This is a genomic window from uncultured Neglectibacter sp. (assembly GCA_937958185.1).
Lineage (GTDB): Bacteria > Bacillota > Clostridia > Oscillospirales > Acutalibacteraceae > Acutalibacter.
The window spans coordinates 97,627-118,093 of record CALFFN010000009.1 but is presented as its reverse complement, the minus strand read 5'-3'; the positions used below and the strand labels follow the sequence as shown (position 1 = coordinate 118,093).

Sequence of the window (20,467 nt, the reverse complement as noted above, 5' to 3'; positions counted from 1 at the left end):
AAAAAAGCAAATTGGTTTCACTGAAGCGGCAAAAGCTCCCCGGCGGGAAGATTTTTCCTGCCGGGGAGCTTTTCAAAACAGCCCGATGGTTTTTTCTTTGGAAGCTTACACTTTTTTTACGCCGAAGGAGGTCTTTTCGCCGTTTACGTCCCACTCGGCGGTATAGCCGGAAAGTTCATTGTAATGGCAGCTTTCGCCCAGCACATCGCCCAAAATGGCGCTTTCGTTCCTGTGGAGCACTTCGGCGATCTTCTTATTGCCGTCCTGGTAGACCTCGATGTGGTCGGTGACCACAAAGCCCGCGTCCTTCCGCATGGATTGGAGCTTGCTGACGATCTCCCGGACAAAGCCCTCTTCGATGAGCCCGTCGGTCAGGGTGGTATCCAGCACCACGGTCAGCCCCCTGTCGGACATGGAGGTAAAGCCCTCCTTTTGAGCGGTCTCGATGAGCAGCTCCTCCCCGGTCAGGCTGATCTCGCCGCCGGAAAGGGTCAGCTGCAAAGCGCCTGTTTCGTCCAGCTCCTTTTTGGCTGCCCCGCCGTCCAGCTGCTGTAAGGCGTTGCGAATCTCGCCGATCTGCTTGCCGTATTTTTGACCCAGCAGACGGAGCTGGGGCTTGAAGGTATAGGAAATAAAATCGGACATATCGGTGAGGAAGCGCAGCTCTTTCACGTTCAGCTCCTGACGAATGATATCCTGATACAGCTCGCCCAAATTTGCGTCGGCGTCGGTATACAGGGTCTGCAGGGGCTGGCGGTTCTTTCGGTTGGACAGATTCCTGGCGGCGCGCCCCAGCACCACTACCTTCAGCACCTCGTCCATATCGGCTTCCAGCTTTTCGTCTACCCAGCTCTCCTCACATACGGGGAAATCGCAGAGATGTACGCTTTCCGGGGCATTTTTATCCACGGAGCACACCAGATTGCGGTAGATTTCCTCGCTCATGAAAGGCGCCATGGGAGCGGCAAGCTTTGCCGTGGTGACAAGGGCGGTATACAGCGTCATGTACGCGGCGGTTTTGTCCTCCGTCTCGCCCTGCACCCAGAAGCGCTCCCGGCTGCGGCGGACGTACCAGTTGCTCAGCTCGTCTACAAAATCCTGCAGCACGCGGGCAGCTTCCGGCACAGCATAGGCGGACAGATTCTGGTCCACACCGCGGACAGCGGTATTCAGCCGGGACAGCAGCCAGCGGTCCATCACCGTGAGCTTGCAGGCGTTCAGGTCGTATTTCGTCGGGTCAAATTCGTCGATATTGGCATAGAGCACAAAAAATGCATAGGTGTTCCACAAAGTGGAGAAGAATTTCTTCTGCCCCTCCACCACCGCTTTCTCATGAAAACGGCTGGGCAGCCAGGGGGCGGAATTGGTGTAGAAGTACCAGCGCAGGGAATCCGCGCCGAATTTGTTCAGGGCTTCGATGGGCTCCACGGCGTTGCCCTTGGATTTGCTCATCTTCTGCCCGTTCTCGTCCTGCACCAGCCCCTGTACCAGAACGTTTTTATACGGAGCTTTGTGGAACAGCAGCGTGGAAATCGCCAGCAGCGAATAGAACCACCCGCGGGTCTGGTCCACGGCTTCCGAAATGAAATCCGCCGGGAACTGCTGCTCGAACAGTTCCCTGTTCTCAAAGGGATAATGGTGCTGGGCGAAGGGCATGGAGCCGGAATCGAACCAGCAGTCGATGACCTCCGGCACCCGGTGCATCTGCTTGCCGCAGTGGGGGCAGGTGATGGTCACCTCGTCCACATAGGGGCGGTGCAGCTCGATATCCTCCGGGCAGTTGGGAGACATTTCTTTCAGCTCCGCAATGCTGCCGATGGCGTGGCGGTGCCCGCATTCGCATTCCCAGATATTCAGGGGCGTGCCCCAGTAACGGTTGCGGCTGACCGCCCAATCCTGCAGATTTTCCAGCCAGTCGCCGAACCGCCCCTTGCCGATGCTTTCCGGCAGCCAGTTGACGGTGTTATTATTGGCGATCAGCTCCTCCTTCACATCGGTCATTTTGATGTACCAGGATTCTCTGGCATAGTAGATCAGCGGCGTGTCGCAGCGCCAGCAGAAAGGATAGCTGTGCTCGAACTTCGGGGCGGAGAACAGCAGCCCCCTGTCCTCTAGGTCCTGCAAGATCAGCTTGTCAGCGTCCTTGCAGAAGGTGCCAGCCCATTTGGTTTCTTCGGTCATGCAGCCCTTGCCGTCCACCAGCTGCACCAGCGGCAGGTCGTACTTCCTGCCCACCTTGGCGTCGTCCTCGCCGAACGCCGGGGCGATATGGACGATGCCCGTGCCGTCGGTCAGGGTAACGTAATCGTCGCAGACCACGTACCAGCATTTTTCCTTGGGGCTGACAAAATCGAACAGCGGCTCGTATTCCTTGTGTTCCAGCTCAGCGCCCTTATATTCCTGCAAAATTTCGTACTCGCCCTCGCCCAACACAGTGTCGCACAGAGCCCTGGCAAGATAGTAGGTTTCCCCCTTTGCGGAAACCTTGACATAGTCTTCCCCGGCGTTGACGCACAGCGCCACGTTGGAGGGCAGCGTCCAGGGGGTGGTGGTCCACGCCAGAATGAAAGCGTCCTCGCCCTTTACCTTGAACTTTGCCACGGCGGAGCGCTCTTTTACGTCTTTATAGCCCTGCGCCACCTCATGGGAGGACAGGGGCGTGCCGCAGCGGGGGCAGTAGGGCACGATCTTGAAGCCCTTATAGAGCAGCCCTCTTTCCCAAATTTGCTTTAATGCCCACCATTCGGATTCGATAAAGCTGTTGTCATAGGTGACGTAGGGGTCGTCCATATCCGCCCAGAAGCCGACGGATTTGGAAAAATCCTCCCACATGCCCTTGTATTCCCACACGCTTTCCTTGCATTTCTCGATGAACGGGGCAATGCCGTAGCTTTCTATCTGTTCCTTGCCGTTGATGCCCAAAAGCTTTTCCACGCCCAGCTCCACCGGGAGCCCGTGGGTATCCCAGCCGGCTTTGCGGGGCACCAGGTTCCCCTTCATGGTCTGGAACCGGGGGAACAAATCCTTGAACGCCCTGGTTTGCAGATGACCGATGTGGGGTCTGCCGTTGGCGGTGGGAGGACCGTCATAGAACACATAGGAGGAATCTCCCTTACGGTTCTCCATGCTCTTTTCAAAGATGTGATTTTCCTGCCAGAATTTTTCCGTTTCCCGCTCCCGCTCCACAAAATTCAAGTTGGTGGAGACCTCTTTGTACTTGCTCATATGCTGCCGCCTTTCTCAAATTTTCCGAAATCGGACAAAAGAAAAAGCCCTGCCCCGCCGGGACAAAGCTCCGCTTTGCTGTACCACCCATTTCGGTTCATCACCCGGGGCGAAACGCGCCCACTGAATGCCGCCCCGATAACGGCGGGGCGCCGGCTTCCCCTACTGAGCGGTCAAAAGACCGCCTTTCAGCTTGCAACTTGGGAGGGATAACGGGAAAAGCAAATTCTTTTCGCCCTTTTTTCGCAGCTACTCGCACCGGCTCGCACCACGGCGAATCTCTCCGCCCGCCGGCTCTCTGAAGCTTTCCTGCGCCCCGTCCTGTCTCCGTCACAGTCTTTCCCTATTGGTTCTGCTCCCTATTATATAGCCCGAAAACAGCGGTGTCAAGGGGAAAACGGAATAGCCGGGAGAAAATTTGATCCCCTGCGCTATTTGAGAAATTTTATTTTGGCTCTTGACAAACCGCAAAACAGGGTTTATGATTTAATTGTCTTAATTAAGTATCCTAAATAACAGAGAGGGTGACGCAGTGGAGTCCATCAACCGACCGGAGCTTGTCAAGGAACACAACCTGAATCTGGTGCGGCAGCACCTGTTTCAAATGCGGACCGCCACCAGGCAGCAGCTCAGTGCCGCTACCGGGATCAGCAACGTCACCATGGGAAGTTTGCTCTCCCAGCTGCTGGAAAACGGCGAAGCGCTGGAAACGAAAAAGGTGCAGCCCGCCACCGGGAGGCCTGCCGGGGTCTACAGCTACAATGCCTGCCGGCAGTACGGTCTGCTGCTCTCCGTGGGTTTTGTGAAAACAGAATACCGCTTCCGGGCGGAGCTTGTGGACCTGTACGGCAATTCTCACTGGCAGGAGGAGCGCCCCATTGCCTGTCTCAACGAGAAAGAAACGCTGGAATATCTCCACCGGCTCACGGAAATCAAGCAGCCGGTGGGCGCTGTGGGGATCGGTCTGCCGGGCGTGGGTTTTGGCGAATACCTGTACAAAAACAGGGGCAAGCAGGCAGAATACCTCTCCCTTGCCGCGCTGGAGGATTTTCAGCAGCAGGAGGGCATTCCCATTCAGGTGGAAAATGATGTGAACCTCGCCGCCGTGGGCTACGCGAAACGCCACGGGATCGGAAAAGGCGAATGCCTTGTCTATCTGTATCTGATGCAGGGAAGCTTCGGCGGGTCCGCCGTTTTTCTGGACGGTCGGCTCCATTTGGGAAAAGGGCGGTTTGCCGGAGAACTGCTGCCGCTTCCCTATGGCTCTGCATGGTTCCGCATGAAGCCGGAGGAGCCTGAGGTGCTGATAAACGCGCTGTTTACCACCATTCTTCCCTATCTCACCATTTTAGCCCCGCACCATCTGGTGGTCGCCAGCGATTACATTCAGGAGGAGCACCTGCGGGCGGCGGAAAAACGGCTCTCCGAGCTGCTGGAGGAACACTGCCCCGAATTTTCCCTGACAACGGATTTCTGGTCGGATTACCAAAAAGGCTTGGAGCAGATCGCGCTGGAACAGCTTCCTTTCCCGGTAGGACATGGAACGCCGGAGGGACAGGAGCTCTGACAGGAAAACACATTTTGAATTTCTATTTGGTTCAGGAGGAATTTTTTATGAGCAGAAATGGCACTGTAAAGCAGAAAAACATTGACATGACCCAGGGCAACCCCACCAGGCTGCTGGTGCTGTTCGCCATTCCCATGTGGATCGGCGGCATTTTCCAGCTGCTGTACAACATGGTGGACACCTGGGTGGTGGGCAGGTACGTCAGTCTGGACGCGCTGGCTGCGATAGGCGCTTCCGCTTCCACCACCTTTTTCCTGATGATGATGGGTCAGGGCGTGACCAACGCGGTATCTGTTCTCATTTCTCAGGCAGAGGGCGCCCATCAGGAGGGCGTCATTAAAAAGGCGGTTGCCCACGCCTTCTATTTGACGGCTGCCGCCGGCACGATCCTGGGGCTGGTTTCCCTGTTTGGCGCAAGGCTTCTCATGCAGCTGTTACAGGCGCCGCCGGAGATCATCGACCAGTCCGTGCTGTACATTCAGATCGTGGGCGGGCTTTGCATTGGACAGACCGCCTATAACTGCGTCACCTCGATCCTGCGGGCGATCGGCGATTCCAAAACGCCCCTGTATTTCCTGATCTTCTCCTCTCTTTTGAACGTGGTGCTGGACCTGGCGTTTGTGCTGGGGTTGAATGCCGGGGTCGCGGGCGTTGCCTGGGCGACGGTGATCTCCCAGACCCTTTCCGCCCTGCTCAGCGGCATTTATATGCTGAAAAAGTATCCCAAGCTCTGCCCCGACCGGGAGGCGTGGAAATTTGACATGGCAATTATCAAGGAATACCTGCGCCTCGGTCTGCCCATGTGCGTACAGAGCGCTGTTCTCTGTGTAGGCGATATGATCATTACCGCCGTTATCAATTCCCACGGCGCGGACATTGTAGCCGCCTACACCATCGGCAGCAAGGTGCAGCAGCTTGCCACGGTTTCCTTCTCCAATCTGGCTTTCTCCTTCTCTGTGTACTCCGGGCAGAATTTCGGCGCAAAGCTGTATGACCGCATCAAAGAAGGCTTGAAAAAGGGCTTGCAGCTGATCTGCGGGCTGGCGATCATTTCCACCGTTATCATGCTGATTTTTGCGCCCTACCTTGCCCGCTTCTTCATGGAGGAGGAAAACAGCTATGTACTGAACGCCGCTGTTTCCCTGATCCGCATTCAGGCTGTTTTATTTATGGCCCTGGGCTCCATCTGGGCGGTCAATTCCACCCTGCGCGGCGTGGGGCAGGTGAAGATCACGCTGGTTTCCAGCATTGTGGAGCTGGCGTCAAAAATCGGGCTTTCCGTGCTGCTGCCGCTTTTCATGGGCTATATCGGCATTTGGCTGGCGGCGCCCATCGGCTGGGTGCTGGGACTGGTCCCCTCTGCCATCTACCTGCTCCACTGGTTCAAAAATCCCGAAAAAACCGCAAAGGAACAGCCGGAATCATCTCTTGAGTAAAAGGGAAACTCCCAACAAATAAAAAAGGGAACGGACTGTCTGACCGAGCTTCGGCAGGCAGTCCGTTCCTGTTTGAACGCGGAATTGTTGTTTTCAGGCAACCTTTTCGCAATATCTCTGAATCATAGCGGCGGCTTCCGCTCTGGTGCAGCGCCCTTTGGGGTCTAAGGTCCCGTTTCCTTTCCCGGACAGCACCCCTGTCTCCGCAGCCCAGCACAAAGCCCGCTCTGCATATCCGCTTGCCTGCTCCCTATCTGAAAATTCGGAAAGGCTCCCATCAGTTTCCGGGCTTCCGGCATAACGGTACAGGATCGTCGCCAGATCCTGACGGGTGATCGGGTCGTCCGGCGCAAAGGTCGTTTCCGAATATCCGAGCACGACCTCCTGCTCCGCCGCCCAGCGCACCGCTTCATAGCAGTAAGCGCCCTGCTTCACATCGGCAAATGTCATTTCCGCAATGCCCTCCGGCTTTTTCTCCTGCCGCCAGAGGATCGTTACGATCATTCCCCGGGTAGTGCTGTCCCACGGGGAGAACAGCGTTTCTGAGGTGCCCATCATCAGCCCGTTGAAATAGACATGGCGCACCGCGTCTTCATACCACGCCCGCTCCTGCACATCGGTGAATGGCAGCTTTTCCGGCACGGACGGAGAAGGGTCGGCAGGTCCGGGCGGCGTTACGGGAGAAGTTTCCCAGGGGATCGGCTCCGTTTTCAGTACGCTTTGGCAAACTGTGCACTTCTTTTGCTTCAAGCCCTCTTCCGTCTCAGTAGCGGGCTTTATGATCTGCCAATTGCCCGGCGTGTGGGGCAGCTTTTCCAGAACTACCTGAGTAAGGGTGGTTTCTACCGTTCCCTCCCCGTCTGCGAAAATGCTTTCACATTTTGAACAGGTCCAGTATGCCCTGTTTCCTTCCTCGGTACAGGAAGCGGGCTTTGCTTCCGTTTTGGTCAGATCGTGAATGTGCGGCGGGGGTTCCATAGTAATGGTGATTGGGAACTCCGTCTGCACGAAATTCTTTGTATCCCAATACACTACCGTGACTGTGTTCTCGCCTTCAGCGAGCTCTCCGTCCGGCGCTTTCCAGGACCAGCCGACCGGCAGCGGAACGGAGAGCAGCTCTGTTCCGTTTGATACGCTGACATTTTCCGGCTGCTTTTCCGGGCGAGCCGCTTTCGCGATCGTCACTGTCAGAGGCGCCGGAGATAAGTCTGTGTGCATTTCATCTCCCTGTACCTTATACCACACCGTGTGAGGACCGGCGTCGGTGTCCGCGGGAAGCTGCGTGCTGTATTCCCCGGTCTCGCTCAGGCTGTACAGAAGCGTACCGCCCTCCGCTTCCCCGGGCTCTATCAGTATTTGCGCTTTTCCAGTATAGGTAAGCCCCGGTTTCGCCTTTGGCGCTTTTGTGAGGACCGCAGGAGTGGGATTTCCGGCATAACCCGGATTTTCTCTGATCGTGACCCCCTTGTACATGCCATTATAAGAGTAATTGGGCCAATCAGGGTAACTGCTGGGGGAACGCACGGAATTGACAAGCTTGGAGGTAGCGAGCACGATCACGCTGCCAGGCATTTTCCCGGTGACCACACCGTTTTCATCGATTTCAGCGCATTCGGACCTGATCAAGCTGCTGGGCTGCATCTTGCGCCAGAAGAACCCTGTGTTCGCATTGGCAGGGGTTATTTCCGCAGTCATCTGTCCCTCTTCCCCAACCAATACCGTACCGGGTCCCGAAACCTTGATGCTTTCTATGGGAATCAGATCGTCCTCGTCATAGTAGTAGCTGATATCCGCTATCTTGAAGCCGTAGACGGGATCCGTCCCTTCGGGCCAATAGGCGCCGCAGTTGATCTGGAAGGTATTTCCCTCTATGTAAATTGTCTGCCCTGCCAGCTCCGTCCCATAGAAAATGGTGGGATCATAGCCCAAAAAGCCCTCCACATCAGGGAAGACCTCCAGCTCCAGCGCATAGGGAGAGCCTTCTTCGCCCAAAAAGGTCTTTTCGTCAAAAGTGATCGCGATGTACTTCACGTTCGGCGGGGCTTCCCAAACCCAGTTGTCGATGAAATAATACTCTCTCTTCACACTATGCAGGCTTTCCGGGTACTTGGAGGAATAGTAGGTCTCCGATACCGCCGCGCTTTCCGTATATCCGCTCTTAAACGCCTTTGCCCGTATCCTTTTCGGTTCGTCCAAAAGGATAGGGCCGGTATACTTCAAAGAATCCCGGGTGGGGATGGAGCCGTCCAGCGTATAGTAAATATCGGCGCCCTCCGCGCTGCGCAGTGTGACGGTCTTGTTCTCCTTGTAGTCAAGCTCAGAGGGACCCATGATCATAACGTCATCAAATTCATTCCAGGGCCAATAGGAATTCCCGCTGGGAGTCACAAATTCCGGCGGGGAGAGCTGCTCTTCATACAGCGGCTCTACGCTTTTGATCTTAAATCCATAATCACTGCTGGTCAGGGGAAAATTCAATTTTACGGAAAAACTGTTTCCGGGAATGATAACGCTTTTCCCCCGCAGTTCATCGTGAATAAAATGGGTCCGGTCGACATCGGCAAACTCGTTGTAAACCGGCTGCTTCTCCTCATCGTACAAATACAAGCCGTATTTCCAGAGCCGGGCGTCAAAATAAGGGCCGGAACGAAGCTTGCTTTCCGGCGGAGCCGGAAACGGCAGGTAGGTTTCCTCGTCAAATGTGACCTTCAGGCATTTCGCGTTTTCATCGGGATATGTATAGGTCCAGGTATCGTAATAAGTATGATCCTTGTAATGAAAGCTCTCTGGATACTGGGAAACATAATAGATTTCCTCCGCTTTGTAGCTGTCCATACACCCGGGCTTAAACGCCTGCATCCTGATCCAGGCAGAACCCTGCAAAAGCAGCGGACCCGTATAAACGATCCCCGTGTCAGCCGGGTCGGAGCCGTCCAAGGTATAGCGGATCACAGCGTCCGGGGTGGCGCAGGTGAGCGACAGGGTCAATTCCTCCTGATACTGTCCGCCCGCCTGGCTGGCAACAGGAGTTTCTACTGCCTCTGTGATCATATCTTTTTCCAGAGCGCACAGGGAAGCCGCGGACAACACCCTGGAGGTCCCGTCGTGATATGGTTCCCCGATGTCCCGCTCTACGGCATATTCCTTCAGAATGCCTTCTACCTGCCGTGGGACAAGGGTCTTGTCATAGGTTTTCAGCATTGCGGCGACCGCGGCAACATGGGGCGCCGCCATGGAGGTACCGCTCTTTTCCGTATACTTGTTTCCCGGAACGCTGCTGAGGATATTGCTGCCGGGCGCCCAAATATCGACGATCTCGCCATAATTGGAATAGTTCGCATAAAGCCCCTTCTTATCCAGCGCGCCCACAGTGATCGCTTCCGAAAGCCGTGCAGGCGACGTCAAGCCTGCGTCCATGCTCTCATTTCCCGCCGCTACCACTACGGAAATATCCTGTGAGACCGCCTCCTTCACCGCCTCCTGTTCCAGTTCACGCTTTCCATATCCGCCCAAACTCATATTGATGACGTCGCAGTCCTGCTCTATGGCAAAAAGCAAGCCGTTATAAACCGAAAGCTCCGTGCCATAGCCATTCATATCCAGCACCTTGACCGGCAGGATCTTTACGTTAGATGGGGTACAGTCCACAATGATGCCGGAAACATGGGTGCCATGACCGTGCAGATCGTTGGAGGTGGGCCAGCCCTCGATAAAGCTTTTATCCGTCGGAATGAGCCTGTCCTGCAAAAACTCATGCTTCGAGTTTGCTCCTGTATCCACCACTGCCACGACCACTTCGTCCAGAGCCGTGTTCGCCTGCAGATGGTCGCAGTAAGCGTCTGCCCCGATATAGTCCGCTCCCCATGATTTGTGCTCTGCTACGGAAACCACCGTATCCGGCTCCGCATACCGCACGCCTTCCGTAAGCAGCAGCTTTTCCTGCGCCGCTCTTGCCTGCGCCTCCGTTTCATACTGCAATATATGCAGGTCTCTAAAGCCGGATATTTCCTTCACCGCACCGTAAGTTTCCAGCTTCTCCTCCCCGCTTTTCACGATCAGGCGCTTTGTCTGATAGGGTTTTGTCAGCAGCACCTTATTTTCCTCGATGGCAGCCTCATATCCCAAAAAGCCCGCCACAGTATCCAGCGGAACATACATGGTGCCGTCGATCAGCTCCGGCTCAGTGCTCATCGCGCAAAGAGCTTCCTCCTCCCCATCGCTGACCACCGCTTCCGCTTCCCCTGGGGTAAAGGCGATCTCCCCTTCCTCAGTCTGCACGGTAGCTGTGTTTGTATGGGGGTCAAAGAACACCTCCGCGCCTTCCTGCTCCGCCAAGGAACGCACCGGCAGCAGGATCTCTTCGTCCTTTGTGACCGGCGCGACCTCACGGTCCCCCACTACCGGCTGAACCTCGCCGTTCACCGTCATTTCCGGCTTATTTACCTCCATGCTGATCCCGGCAATATAATCGTCCTCCATGGTATCTTCCAGCAGTTCGCTTACCGCTGCGGAAAATTCCTCAAATCCCGACCACGTATCATCGGCAGACGCCGAAACCGTTTTAGCGTCTGCGTTTTCCTCTTTTGCAAAAGCAGATACCGGCACAATCAGCAAAAGAAGCGTTGCTACTAGAGTAATACTTAAAATTCGCTTTTTCATTCCGTTGCCTCTCCCTTTGTAAAATCGTTTCAAAAGAGCTTTCGCCCACTCCCCCGGAGCTCTTCCCAAAAGCCCCTTTGAGGGCGCCAGCTACACTGAGTAATATATAATAAACCACTGAAAATGTCAAAAGGTTTTCCGCGTGGGTTTTCCAGGGCAGGAGCAGCGCGCACAATGCGTTTCCCGCCCGGGAAACGGGGACAGCGATCTTCCTGAACCGGCAAAAACAAATTTTTTCAAAAAAAGACTTGCAAAATGCAAGCTCCTGTGCTATCATTGATAAGCACCTGAGAGGTGCGCGCCACATCTGGGGGTGTAGCTCAGCTGGGAGAGCGCCTGAATGGCATTCAGGAGGTCAACGGTTCGATCCCGTCCATCTCCACCAACAGAAAAAGGACTACCTTTCGGTAGTCCTTTTTCTGTTGGTTAAGTGGGCGGCGCGAGAAACGTTGCGGTTCACACACAAGGCGCAGACGCTTTGCGGCTGCTTCTGCGAAAAATGGCAGCATTGATTAAAAGATAAATTGAAAGTAATTGATTTGTGTGGTATAATTCATCTTGCAGACAATTTCAATTTGTACTAATTCGGAAGAGAGCTATAATGATGAAAAAGAACAATGAAAAAACCAATGTTATGCGGATTTTGGAGCAGAACAAAGTAGATTATCTCAGCCATTATTACTATGATACAGTTGCAATCAGCGGCACGGAGGTTGCTGATGTGTTAAATCAAAATCCGGGGCAGGTTTTTAAGACATTGGTCACAATAGGAAACAGTAACGATCATTATGTATTTTTAGTTCCAGTCAATAAAAACTTAAATCTGAAGAAAGCAGCAAAAGCAGTCAATGAAAAAAGTATAGAAATGATTAAGTCAAAAGATTTATTGCCATTGACCGGTTATATTCACGGAGGGTGTTCGCCGATTGGAATGAAAAAACAATTCAAAACGGTAATTGACAGCTCTGCACAAGATTTTGACACGATTATTTTCAGCGGCGGTAAAATCGGTTATCAAGTAGAAATCACAATAAATGAATTAAAAAAGGTACTACTATTCGAGATGGACGATATCAGCGATTAGCTTGATAAATTTCAAAGTGCCGCAGTTCGCGCCGAAGTGTTTTGTTTTAGGCAGGGTTATAATAAAAACTCCAGAAGTCATGCGGCTTTCTGGAGTTTTTATTTTTCGTAAGGGTAGTAATTTTGATAGGTGTAGGACAGATTGTTATTCTCACACATAAAATAGCACTACCATGTAACCGGAAAGTATGGTAAAATATATCTATTGACAGATTAGCTTTCCGGAGGTAATGGCATGAAAGCAAAAAAGTCAATCGTTATAACAGTCATGTGTATTGCGATTCTGATTTTGATTTGCCTTGTTGCGGCATTTTTCGTTCAATTCAACGGCAATCACCTTGACAGCCTGATAAGCACAGATACCCTGGGTGAAGCGCTTTTCGACGGCGGCGCAGTCAGCCGTAAAATAGATTGTGATGTCGTAGAGAAAAATGGGATCATGGTATCCAGGGTATGTCAAAATGAAATGCCAGGCTTGGAAACACAGCTCCGCTTTCGCCTTATGAGCACCGCTTTCTTTGACCGCAGTCGTGTCAGCAAATTGAAGCTGACAAACACAGACGGGAAGGATATGACCCATTATATCACCACATTCTCCAATGAGATAATGAGCATGGATTGTATGGAGATCGTCATTTCGATCCCGCACAATGAGATCAATGAATTTGCAAACGGCTTGCTATTTGAGGCGTCTTTGAAAAACACAGACGATAAAACCGATAGGAATTGTAAGTTAGCGATTCCAGTTGAGATACGCCGCCATGATTCTACAAACGAATGAGTTCCATTCTTCTTCCAATCAGAAGAATCCGGCTAAAAATAAAAACTCCAGAAGTCATGCGGCTTTCTGGAGTTTTATTTTTTGTCTATCGAAAATTAAAATTGGGCTTTGCCTACTCCCTGCGGTTTCGAGTCAGCAGGGCGCGGACCTCCGGCTCGGTTCTGAGAGTGAGCGCCTGCTCTGCCAAACTGACCGCGTCCGGCAGGGACCAGAGGGAAAGATTCTTCCGCACAGGCAGGAGAAAAGAGGGCTGCACGTTCAGCTCTTCCGCCCCCAAGCCCAGCAGCAGCGGCAGGTACAGCGGGTCGGCGGCAGCCTGCCCGCAAATGCTGACCGGGATATCCGCCGCCTTTCCCTGACGGAGCACGTGGGAAACAAAGCGGAGCAGGGACGGGTCATAATAGGAATACAGGTGGGAGACCGTGGCGTTGTCCCTGTCCACGGCAAGGGTATACTGGGTCAGGTCGTTCAGCCCGATACTGAAAAAGTCAGCTTCCTCCGCCAGCAGGTCGGAAACCAGCGCCGCCGCGGCGGTCTCCACCATGACGCCCAGGGGCATTTTCTCCCGGTATGGCTCTCCCCTGCTCTGAAGCTCCTCTTCACATTCCCTGACCACCGATTTCACCCAGCGCAGCTCCTCCACGCCGGTGACCATGGGCAGCAGCAGGCGCACGTCCCCGAAGCTCCCTGCACGGAGGACCGCCCGGACCTGCGTGCGGAACAGCCCCTCTTTTTCCCGGTACAGCCGGACGCCCCGGCAGCCCAGATAAGGGTTCTGCTCCTGTTCCCAGGACAGACCGGGCAGGAGCTTGTCTCCGCCGATGTCCAGCGTGCGAATGATCAGGGGCTTTTCCGAGCGCTGCGCCATGCCGCGGTACGCCTGGAATTGCTCCTCCTCCCCCGGCAGGGTGGGACGGTTCAAATACAAAAATTCGGAGCGCAGCAGACCGATACCGTCACAGCCATACTTTTCCGCCGCCCGGGCTTCCTGCTCGCTGCCAACTCCGGCAGTGAGGCGAATGATCTTGTCGTCCGCTGTTTTGGCGGGGCGGTGCATGTAGATATTTAAGGCTTCTCTCTCCTGCCGGTACTGCGCTTGTTTTGTCTTCCCGGCAGTGAGCTGTTCCTTTGACGGAGTAAACAGCACCGTGCCCTCTGTGCCGTCCACCACTACCCATTCGCCGTCGCAGATCCACGCGGCGGCGTTTTTCGCGCCTACCACGGTGGGAATTTCCATGGCGCGGGCCAAGATCACGCTGTGGGAGGCTTTTCCCTCCTTGCAGAGGACGATGCCCGACACCGGGTGGGCAGCCAGCGCCGTCATGACGGAAGGCGGCAGGGAATCCGCCACCAGAACCGTTTCCGGCGACAGGTTGGAAAGGTCCGCTTCCGGCAAGCCAAGCAAAATGCGGAGCAGCCTGTCCCGCAGGTCCTGCAGGTCGATCGCCCGCTGCCGGAGCATTTCGCTCTGTGACGCGGAAAAGCCGCGGATAAAAGCGGCGCACACGGTATCCACCGCAGCCTCCGCTGACTGGAACGCGGCAATGCACTGCTTGATCTGCTCCTCAAAATAGACGTCCTGCACCATGGCAGCCTGGCTCAGCAGGATATCTGCCTGCTCCTGCCCTGCCACCGGGGCAATATGCTCCGCCTTTTCCCGAAGCTGGGCGCAGAAGCGCTGGGCGGCGCTGTAGTAGCGGGAAAGCTCACTGGGTCTGTCCTGCGTTTCGCGCTTCGCGGCGCTGATCTTTGTCATCTGGTACAGCTTTGCCCTGCCCACGCCGATTCCCGGCGAGGCGGCAATGCCATGCAGCAGCTTTTCCACGGAGCTTCCCTCCTCTCTTCGCAAGAACGTGTAAAAAATCAGAATGTTTCAGACTGAGACGGGTCAATAAATATCGTCTTATAGTTCACATAGATCACCATGCCGGGTTTCGCGCCCTGGGGCTTGCTGACATTCCGCACCTGGGTGTAGTCCACAGGCACCTGGGCGGAACCCTTTGCCCTGCTGTGGGCTGCCGCCAGCGCCGCCGCTTCCTCCATGGCTTTGGGGGTGGGCTCCCTGCCGTCTGTCACCAGAATGGTGTGGGAGCCGGGAATGTTCTTCACATGGAACCAGATATCGCGATTGCTGGCAAGCTTCATGGTGAGCCTGTCATTCTGCCGGTTGTTCCTGCCCACCAGCACGGTAAAGCCGTCTGCAACGGTAAATTTCATGGGCTCGCTCACCCCGGCGGGCTTGTGCTTTTTATCCCGGAGGACGCGGACGTATCCCTGTTCTCCCAGCTCCGCGCGGATCTCGGACAAATCCCGTTCCGTTTCCGCACGGCTCAGGGCATCCAGCACGGTGTCCAGATATTCCAGCTCCCTTCCGGCAAGCTCTATCTGCTCGGTGAGTTTTTCCTCCGCGGTTTTGGATTTTCGGTATTCCTTATAATATTTCTGGGCGTTTTGGGACGGGGTCAGCGCCGGGTCCAGCTTGATGTGGACAAGGGGCTGGTCCTCCTCGTAATAATTGGGCAGGTCCGCGCTTTCCGCACCTTTTGGCAGGGCGTATAAATTGGCGCTGATCAAATCCCCCGCAATGCGCAGGGCGTCCCGCTGGGCGCACTGCTCCAGCTCCGCCCGCTGGGCGTTGATTTTCCGGGAAAGCCGCTCGGAATGGGTGGACAGCAGCCGGAGCAGGTCCTGCTCCCGCACCCGCATACGCTCCTGCCTGTCCCGTTCCCGGTAGAAATTATCCAGCAGCCCGGAGAAGGTCTCCTCCTGCCGGACCACCGCCCCCGTGCCATACTGGTGGATATCCAGAAAGGAAAAATCCATGGGCTTGCGCTGGGCGTTCACGGCTGAAAACGGCTTGCCGGATACAGTCTCCGCCGTATCCTTCAATTGCTGGAAAAAGAAACCTGTCCGAAAATACTGCTCGTCCGTCATGGTTTTTACGGTCAGCTCTGCCCCCCTGCCCACCTGGAAAGCAAGCTCCCGGCACACGATGGGAGAAACTCCCTGCAGCACGGAAAGCAGGGCTTTGGAAAGCTCCGCGTCTCCCGGCAGGGCTTTCAGGGCGGAAACGACGTCCTGCGAGGTCGCGTCCAGCACGCTTTTCTTCTCCTGGGGCGGCGGCAGATGGTAGGTTAGCCCAGGCAGCACCAGCCGCTGGGAGGACATTTCCGCGTCTACCCGTTTCAGGGCGTCAATGATCTTTCCATCGCCGTCTGTCAGGATCACGTTGCTGTACCGCCCCATGATCTCCATGGTCAGGGTCAGGGTGATGTGGTCGCCCAGCTCGCTGATGGCGTCAAAATCAAAATGCAGCAGGCGCTCCAGCCCCGGCTGGCGAATGGCGACAAGCTTTGCCCCCAGCAGCTTTTTCCGCAGCAGCATACACAGCATGGGCGGCTGCTGGGGATTTTCCAGAGGAATGGAGGTCAGATGTACTCTGGCGCTGTTTGCCCGGGCGGAAAACAGCACCTTATAGGCAGCCTCCCTTGTGCGGAACGCCACCAGAAGCTCCTCCCGGTTGGGCTGGTGGATTTTGTCCACCCTGCCCCCCAAAAGGGCGTTTTCCAATTCCTGTTTGATATGTCGCAAAAAGATGCCGTCCAGTGCCATGGTCTTTCCTCTCTATGTTCGTAAAATGTTACAGTATCTGCAGGGGCGCGGTCTCCCGCTGGGACAGCAGGAACGATGTGTCGGGGATCCGCTTTTTCAGATAGGAGGCGAGAAATTCCCCAAAGGGCTTTTCCGTTTCATAATGCCCCGCCGCCACACAGGTAAGACCTGTGCGGGCAGCCTCCAGCGCCTCGTGATGGTGCATTTCCCCGGTCAGGTACGCGTCCGCGCCGCGGCAGGCGGCAAAATGGACGTACTCTCCCCCCGCGCCGCTGCACAGGAACACCTTCTTCACCGGGTGTTCCCCGGGAATGATTCCCACCGCCCCGGCGTGCAGGCTGCTTTTGACGTGAGCCGCAAATTCCTGGGGGGACATGGGCTGCTCCAGCTCTCCGGCAAACAGCACGCATTCCTCGCCGAACACGTCCTCCGCGTGAATGCTCCGCAGCCCCAGCCTGCCTGCCAGCGCCACATTGACCCCGCAGACCGGGGAAGCGTCCAGATTGGTGTGGCAGCACAGCGCGTGAATGCCGTGCTTTGCCAGCAGGTAGGGAATATCCCGCCCGCCCAGCGATTTTACCGGGTGGAAGATCACCGGGTGGTGGCTGATGATAAGGTTCGCGTTCATAGACGCCGCTTCTTCCACCACGGCTTCCGTGATGTCCAGCGCGATCAGCGCCCGGGTGACCTCCGCGTTGCCCTCGCCCACCAGAATGCCCACATTGTCAAAGCTCATGGCGGCGTCAAAGGGCGCGACGGCGTTGATGATATCATAAATATCCTGTACTCGTGCCATAAAAATCCCTTTCTGTGCGGATATTTCCAGCTCTATAAATATTTGTCCTCTATTTTTGCAATGATGCTGCGCAGCTCCTCCGGGGGCTGCTCCGCTCTGCCCCGCTCTGCGCCCTTCAGGCGGCTGTACAGCTCCCGCAGAACCTTTTCCGCGTAGGGCTTCACAGCGGGCTCGCCCGGTTGGAGCATGCCCAAATAGGGGTACAGCTCCTCTGCGGCAGGCGTTTTTCCTATGTATTGGGCGGAAAAGGCGGAATCGACCTTTCCCGCGTCTTCCACCGCCTGTTCGGTCAAAACGGCAAATTGCAGCTCCCGCAAGCCGATCCGCAGCTCCTGCACGGAGCTCATGGGCTGCAGGATCAGGCGCTTTCCCGGCTGCCGCAGCCAGGGCGTTTCCGCGATGATACGGAGCATCAACTCCCCGCCCATGCCGGCAATGACGACATCGTCCGCCTCCTCCGGGCGGATATTCCGCAGCCCGTCGGACAGACGGAGGGTCAGGCGCTCTGCTTCCCCGTATTTTTCCGCGTTGCTTTTCGCCGCCGCCAGGGGTCCTTCGTTGATATCCGCCGCCAAAGCGCGGGAAATTTTCCCGCTTTTCAAAAGCCAGATAGGCAGATAGGCATGGTCCGTCCCAATATCGCAGAGCGCGGCGCCTTCCCGCACAAGCTGGGCGCACAGCGCCAATCTTGGACTGAGCTGAAACAGAGGTCTTGCCATCGTACCACACCGCCTTTCCGTTCCCCAAAAAACTGACTGCCGCCCGGCAAACGTCGGCGGCAGCAGAAATGTGACTTCTTCTTACTTGCTCTGGAGGTGCTTATTCAGCTTCTCCACCAGTTCGTCTGCGCTTACGCCGTGCACTGCACACGCCTGCTCCAACGTCTCTCCACGAGAGGAAGGGCAGCCCAGACAATGCATTCCCATTTCCAGGAAGAAAGGAGCGGTCGTGCCGTCCAGGTCCAAAATATCGCCGATGATAGTATCTTTGGTGATGGTTGCCATAGTTTTCAGTTTCCCTCCTTTTTTCAACGTTACACCCATTATAATACCCTTTTCGCCGCTCTGCAATACCGCAGGCAAAAAAGATATTTTTTCACAATGCTTTTACTTTGCTGCGCACCCGGAACATGGCGTTATCGTATGTGCGCAGGGGCATGCCGGAACGCTCCTCGATCTCCGAGCGCTTGCAGCCGCTGAGATAGAGGGTCAGCGCTTTCCGCTCCAGCGGCGTCAGCGCCATCTCCAGCTTATGGAGCAGCCCCTGGAACTGCTCCCGCAGCTCCACCGTATCCTCCGGCGTGGTTTCCGTGGAAAGGGTATGCGCCGCTTCGCTGTCCAGAGACAGGGATTCGTTCAGCAGCCTGTTTTTCTCGCTGCCATGTCGCCGGGCGGCGTCCACCATGCGCCGGGAAATGCACAGCCCCGCGTAGGTGCGGAAAGAGGTTCCCTTCGTTTCGTCAAAGGAGACCGCCGCCGCGTAAAGCCCCACAAAGCCCTCCTGCAGCAGGTCCTCCCGCTCGGGGGCGTCCGCGCCCTGAAATTCTGCGGCTCTCACACGGATCAGCCACAGGTAGCGGGCGCTCAGCTCGCCAAACGCGTCAGGTCTGTTTTCCCGCACCAGTGCCGCCAGCTCGTTGTCGCCGTATACGCTGTAGTCCTCCGCCATGCTGCCGCCTCCTCCCGGTGAAAAGTCTGCCTGAACATATAAAACCCGAAAACCACTCTACTATAGAAAATCGGGTCCTGTCAGGGGATCCTTTTGCTTCAAATGTCCTTCTGCCAATATTTTCGGTCCAGCGTGCGGTACTGCACCGCTTCCGCCACATGGGCAGCGCCGATGGCTTCGCTGCCGTCCATATCGGCAATGGTCCTTGCCACCTTCAGCACACGGCGGTACGCGCGCCCGGAAAGACCGAATTTCTCAAAGGTGCGCTTCAGCATTCTGGTGGCTTCCTCGGTGGGCTGGCAGAAATCCTGGAACACGGAATCCGGGATATGGGCGTTGCAGGAAAAGCCCAGCCCCGCGTAACGCTTCGCCTGCAGCGCTCTCACAGCGGAAACGCGCCTGCGAATGACCGCGGAGGGTTCCCCGTCGCCGCTGCCGGAAAGCTGGTCGAACTCCACCGGCGGCACTTCGATATGCAGGTCTATCCTGTCCAGCAGAGGACCTGAAATTTTTTCCAGATACCTGTCCACCGCGTGGGGCGGGCAGGTGCAGGGACGGGTGGGGTGACCGAAATAGCCGCAGGGACAGGGATTCATAGCGGCGACCAGCATAAACCTGCTGGGGAAGCTGGCGGAACCGATGGCGCGCACCACCTCTACCGTGCCGTTTTCCAAAGGCTGGCGCAATGCTTCCAGCGCCGCGTGGGGAAATTCCGGCAGCTCGTCCAGGAACAGCACGCCGTTGTGGGCAAGGGAAATCTCCCCGGGACGGGGCACTGTGCCGCCGCCTGTCAGTCCCGTAGTGGACGTGGTGTGATGGGGCGCCCGGAAAGGACGCTCCCGCAAAAGGGAAACTCCCTCCGGCAGCCCGCCGGAGATGGAGTAAATTTTCGTAGTTTCCAGTGCTTCCTCAAAGGACATTTCCGGCAGAATGGTGGGCAGCCGCTTTGCCAGCATACTTTTGCCGGAGCCGGGAGACCCTAAAAGCAGAATGTTGTGACCGCCGCTGGCGGCGATCTCCATGGCGCGCTTGACCTCCGGCTGTCCCTTCACATCGGAAAAATCCAAGGGCGGAGCCAGCTCCGGCGGCGTGGCTGCGGGACGGGCAGGGACGATCAGCTCCTCGCCCCGCAAATGCGCCAGCAGCTGGGGCACGTCCCGGACAGGATAGACGGACAGCCCCTCCACCACGGCGGCTTCCGCGGCGCAGCGCTCCGGCACGAAAAGCCGGGAAAAGCCCGCGTCTCTGGCGGCGCATGCCATGACCAGCACACCGTGCACCGGGCGCACCTCGCCCGAAAGGGAAAGCTCGCCCAAAAATACGGCGTCGTCGGTTTGGCAGGCGATCTGCCGGGAAGCGGTAAGCAGGGACACCAGCAGGGGCAGGTCGTACAGCGGACCCGCCTTTTTGCGGTCAGCCGGGGCAAGGTTCATGGTGATCCTTCCCACAGGGAACTGGTAGCCGCAGTTTTTGATCGCCGACCGCACCCTGTCCTTGGATTCCTTGACCGCGGCGTCCGGCAGCCCCACCAACTCAAATGCCGGAAGCCCGGTGGAAAGGTCTGTCTCTACCTCCACTGAAAAAGCTTCCATGCCGAATATTCCCATGCTGTGTGTTTTCGCTACCATACCTTTACTCCC

General features: G+C 56.1%; 13 protein-coding genes and 1 tRNA gene. 5 read left to right on the top strand and 9 right to left on the bottom strand.

All coding sequences use genetic code 11. From position 1 onward, the window contains the following. Positions 1–105: 105 nt before the first annotated feature. Entirely contained in the window at positions 106–3,225 is a 3,120-nt protein-coding gene (gene ileS, locus AB8996_RS02895) for an isoleucine--tRNA ligase (protein WP_369297473.1), read from the bottom strand. Between the two features lie 532 nt (positions 3,226–3,757). On the opposite strand from ileS, the gene AB8996_RS02890 reads away from it, so the two are divergent. Both AB8996_RS02890 and AB8996_RS02885 read left to right on the top strand, forming a co-directional pair. Continuing rightward, entirely contained in the window at positions 3,758–4,792 is a 1,035-nt protein-coding gene (locus tag AB8996_RS02890; protein ID WP_369297472.1) for an ROK family protein, read from the top strand. Between the two features lie 47 nt (positions 4,793–4,839). Beyond that, the gene (locus AB8996_RS02885) at positions 4,840–6,228 is read left to right on the top strand and encodes an MATE family efflux transporter (protein WP_369297471.1); all 1,389 of its coding nucleotides are present in this window, start codon (positions 4,840–4,842) and stop codon (positions 6,226–6,228) included. Positions 6,229–6,321: 93 nt separating this feature from the next. Here the strand turns inward: AB8996_RS02885 and AB8996_RS02880 are convergent, their stop codons facing one another. After that, positions 6,322–10,887 (bottom strand): S8 family serine peptidase, encoded by a 4,566-nt coding sequence (locus AB8996_RS02880; protein WP_369297470.1) that lies wholly within the window; start codon positions 10,885–10,887, stop codon positions 6,322–6,324. Positions 10,888–11,196: 309 nt separating this feature from the next. Here AB8996_RS02880 and AB8996_RS02875 point away from each other — a divergent pair. From AB8996_RS02875 to AB8996_RS02865, 3 genes are all read left to right on the top strand, one after another. Beyond that, a tRNA-Ala gene (locus AB8996_RS02875) sits at positions 11,197–11,272 on the top strand. A 219-nt stretch (positions 11,273–11,491) separates the two neighbouring features. Continuing rightward, positions 11,492–11,971 carry a Cys-tRNA(Pro) deacylase gene (gene ybaK / locus AB8996_RS02870; protein ID WP_369297469.1) on the top strand — a complete coding sequence of 160 codons (480 nt, stop codon included), beginning with the start codon at positions 11,492–11,494 and terminating at the stop codon, positions 11,969–11,971. A gap of 234 nt (positions 11,972–12,205) precedes the next feature. Next, complete coding sequence (locus tag AB8996_RS02865) at positions 12,206–12,751, top strand: hypothetical protein (protein WP_369297468.1); 546 nt, start codon at positions 12,206–12,208, stop codon at positions 12,749–12,751. A gap of 112 nt (positions 12,752–12,863) precedes the next feature. On the opposite strand, the gene ptsP is transcribed toward AB8996_RS02865, so the two are convergent. The 7 genes from ptsP to AB8996_RS02830 form a co-directional block, all read right to left on the bottom strand. Next, positions 12,864–14,576, bottom strand: coding sequence for a phosphoenolpyruvate--protein phosphotransferase (gene ptsP, locus AB8996_RS02860; protein ID WP_369297467.1), 1,713 nt, complete (start codon positions 14,574–14,576; stop codon positions 12,864–12,866). Positions 14,577–14,614: 38 nt separating this feature from the next. Beyond that, complete coding sequence (locus tag AB8996_RS02855; RefSeq protein WP_369297466.1) at positions 14,615–16,363, bottom strand: NFACT family protein; 1,749 nt, start codon at positions 16,361–16,363, stop codon at positions 14,615–14,617. Between the two features lie 28 nt (positions 16,364–16,391). After that, positions 16,392–17,159, bottom strand: a complete 768-nt coding sequence (locus AB8996_RS02850; protein WP_369297465.1) for a Nif3-like dinuclear metal center hexameric protein — start codon at positions 17,157–17,159, stop codon at positions 16,392–16,394. A gap of 32 nt (positions 17,160–17,191) precedes the next feature. Further along, entirely contained in the window at positions 17,192–17,878 is a 687-nt protein-coding gene (locus tag AB8996_RS02845; RefSeq protein WP_369297464.1) for a class I SAM-dependent methyltransferase, read from the bottom strand. Between the two features lie 81 nt (positions 17,879–17,959). Beyond that, the gene (locus AB8996_RS02840; RefSeq protein WP_369297463.1) at positions 17,960–18,163 is read right to left on the bottom strand and encodes a DUF1858 domain-containing protein; all 204 of its coding nucleotides are present in this window, start codon (positions 18,161–18,163) and stop codon (positions 17,960–17,962) included. A 91-nt stretch (positions 18,164–18,254) separates the two neighbouring features. Next, positions 18,255–18,827 (bottom strand): sigma-70 family RNA polymerase sigma factor, encoded by a 573-nt coding sequence (locus AB8996_RS02835; RefSeq protein ID WP_369297462.1) that lies wholly within the window; start codon positions 18,825–18,827, stop codon positions 18,255–18,257. Positions 18,828–18,925: 98 nt separating this feature from the next. After that, the gene (locus AB8996_RS02830; protein ID WP_369297461.1) at positions 18,926–20,455 is read right to left on the bottom strand and encodes a YifB family Mg chelatase-like AAA ATPase; all 1,530 of its coding nucleotides are present in this window, start codon (positions 20,453–20,455) and stop codon (positions 18,926–18,928) included. Between the last annotated feature and the right edge of the window lie 12 nt (positions 20,456–20,467).

Excerpts from the sequence above, each read along its gene's own strand:
- ileS (WP_369297473.1), bottom strand. The coding sequence starts at position 3,225 with ATGAGCAAGTACAAAGAGGTCTCCACCAACTTGAATTTTGTGGAGCGG.
- AB8996_RS02845 (WP_369297464.1), bottom strand. The coding sequence starts at position 17,878 with ATGGCAAGACCTCTGTTTCAGCTCAGTCCAAGATTGGCGCTGTGCGCC.
- AB8996_RS02865 (WP_369297468.1), top strand. The coding sequence starts at position 12,206 with ATGAAAGCAAAAAAGTCAATCGTTATAACAGTCATGTGTATTGCGATT.
- ybaK (WP_369297469.1), top strand. The coding sequence starts at position 11,492 with ATGAAAAAGAACAATGAAAAAACCAATGTTATGCGGATTTTGGAGCAG.
- AB8996_RS02855 (WP_369297466.1), bottom strand. The coding sequence starts at position 16,363 with ATGGCACTGGACGGCATCTTTTTGCGACATATCAAACAGGAATTGGAA.
- AB8996_RS02830 (WP_369297461.1), bottom strand. The coding sequence starts at position 20,455 with ATGGTAGCGAAAACACACAGCATGGGAATATTCGGCATGGAAGCTTTT.
- AB8996_RS02885 (WP_369297471.1), top strand. The coding sequence starts at position 4,840 with ATGAGCAGAAATGGCACTGTAAAGCAGAAAAACATTGACATGACCCAG.
- AB8996_RS02880 (WP_369297470.1), bottom strand. The coding sequence starts at position 10,887 with ATGAAAAAGCGAATTTTAAGTATTACTCTAGTAGCAACGCTTCTTTTG.
- AB8996_RS02840 (WP_369297463.1), bottom strand. The coding sequence starts at position 18,163 with ATGGCAACCATCACCAAAGATACTATCATCGGCGATATTTTGGACCTG.
- AB8996_RS02835 (WP_369297462.1), bottom strand. The coding sequence starts at position 18,827 with ATGGCGGAGGACTACAGCGTATACGGCGACAACGAGCTGGCGGCACTG.
- AB8996_RS02850 (WP_369297465.1), bottom strand. The coding sequence starts at position 17,159 with ATGGCACGAGTACAGGATATTTATGATATCATCAACGCCGTCGCGCCC.